Source organism: Ferruginibacter sp., assembly GCF_031430955.1.
Classification (GTDB): Bacteria; Bacteroidota; Bacteroidia; order Chitinophagales; family Chitinophagaceae; genus Ferruginibacter.
The window spans coordinates 1-1556 of the sequence record NZ_JANPCM010000450.1 but is presented as its reverse complement, the minus strand read 5'-3'; the positions used below and the strand labels follow the sequence as shown (position 1 = coordinate 1556).

The following is a 1556-nucleotide window of genomic DNA, read 5'->3' as shown; positions in this document are numbered from 1 at the left end:
GCAGCAGCGTACCACTCATTGGTAGCTTAATTACAATAATGGCAACTCATAATAATTCCATTTTTAGAGATATTGGGGCCAAAAAATTTATTCCAGGCATTACCTGGTTTTTTCTTATTCTTATTGCAGTTTGCATACCAGGTTACGATTTGCCCAAAGCAGACAGATGGATGATAACCATAAATTATGATAAGCTGATTCATGTGGGCTTATTTGCGGTGCTGGCAACTTTATTTATGCATCCCATTTCAAAATCTGCTTTATCTAAAAAAGAAAAATGGCAATACTTTATTAAAATAACTATTGCCACTGCAATATGGGGATTAACCTCGGAGCTAATTCAGAAGTTTTTTATCCCCAGCCGCAGCTTCGACCTTACCGATTTTTTGGCAGATGCCATTGGTGGTGTAATTGCCTTGTTTTTTTGCAAAAAATATTTTTTAAAAGGCGCATAAAGCGGCTCAGCTTGTTTGCCAGCCATAACTTTGTATATTTGTACTATGCTAAATGTAGATGAAATGGAATACAACACGGGTCGTAACCATCTTATTATGAAAGAATACGGACGCCACATTCAAAAAATGGTGGAGTACCTGCTTACTTTAACTGATAAAGAAGAACGCCAGCGTAATGCTTATGCTGTTATAGAATTGATGGGGTTTTTAAATCCGCACTTAAAAAATGTAGAAGATTTCCGTCATAAATTATGGGACCATCTTTTTTTAATAAGCGATTTTACACTTGATGTAGAAAGTCCTTACCCTATCCCCACAAGAGAAACGCTGAAAGCAAAACCAGATGTTTTGGGTTACCCAAAAAAATATCCAAAATTTAACCATTTGGGCAAAAACATAGAGGTAATAATTGATAAAGCGTTAAAGGAAGAAAACCCCGAAAAAAAACAGGGATTTGCCAACGCCATCGCTTATTACATGAAATTGACTTACAGCAACTGGCATAAAGAGCTGGTGCATGATGATAATATACAAAGCGAATTAACGGCCATTACAAAAGGCGAACTGGAATTTAATACAAGGCCATTTGTAAAACACCGTACCGATAACCGCAGCGAAGATGATTATGGTGGTGGAAGAACTAACGGTTACCGAAAAAATTTTGGTGCAAGAAATAACACCGGTGGAGGAAGAGATAACCGTGGCGGTAGTGGTGGAAGAGATAACAGAGGTAGTGGGGGTGGAAGAGATAACCGTGGCGGCGGAGGAGATAACAGGAATAATAACAACAGGAATTTTAAAAAGAGGTATTAACCCTTACACGAATTAAAACGAATTACACTAATTATGGTACCTGATTTTAAAGTCAGGTATTTTTATTTTCAGTGGTGAAAATTTGTGTAATTCATTTTAATTCGTGTAATAAAAGAATATAGCATGCAATCATTTGAAGTTAGAGGCGGCAAAAAACTATTTGGAGAAATTACACCACAGGGTGCTAAGAACGAAGCACTGCAAATTATCTCTGCAGTATTACTAACGGCAGAAAAAGTTACTATTAAAAATATTCCCGACATTATTGATGTAAATCTTTTAATTGAT

At 36.4% G+C, this 1556-nt stretch carries 2 protein-coding genes and 1 pseudogene; all 3 read left to right on the top strand.

Annotated elements, in window-relative coordinates:
- Positions 1-455 (top strand): VanZ family protein (locus tag ACY65O_RS12480; protein ID WP_462221187.1); only part of this gene is annotated, 455 nt, incomplete at its 5' end.
- Positions 456-500: 45 nt separating this feature from the next.
- Positions 501-1268, top strand: coding sequence for a DUF4290 domain-containing protein (locus ACY65O_RS12475; RefSeq protein WP_462221186.1), 768 nt, complete (start codon positions 501-503; stop codon positions 1266-1268).
- Positions 1269-1391: 123 nt separating this feature from the next.
- Positions 1392-1556: pseudogene (locus ACY65O_RS12470) on the top strand (UDP-N-acetylglucosamine 1-carboxyvinyltransferase); the annotation flags it as partial.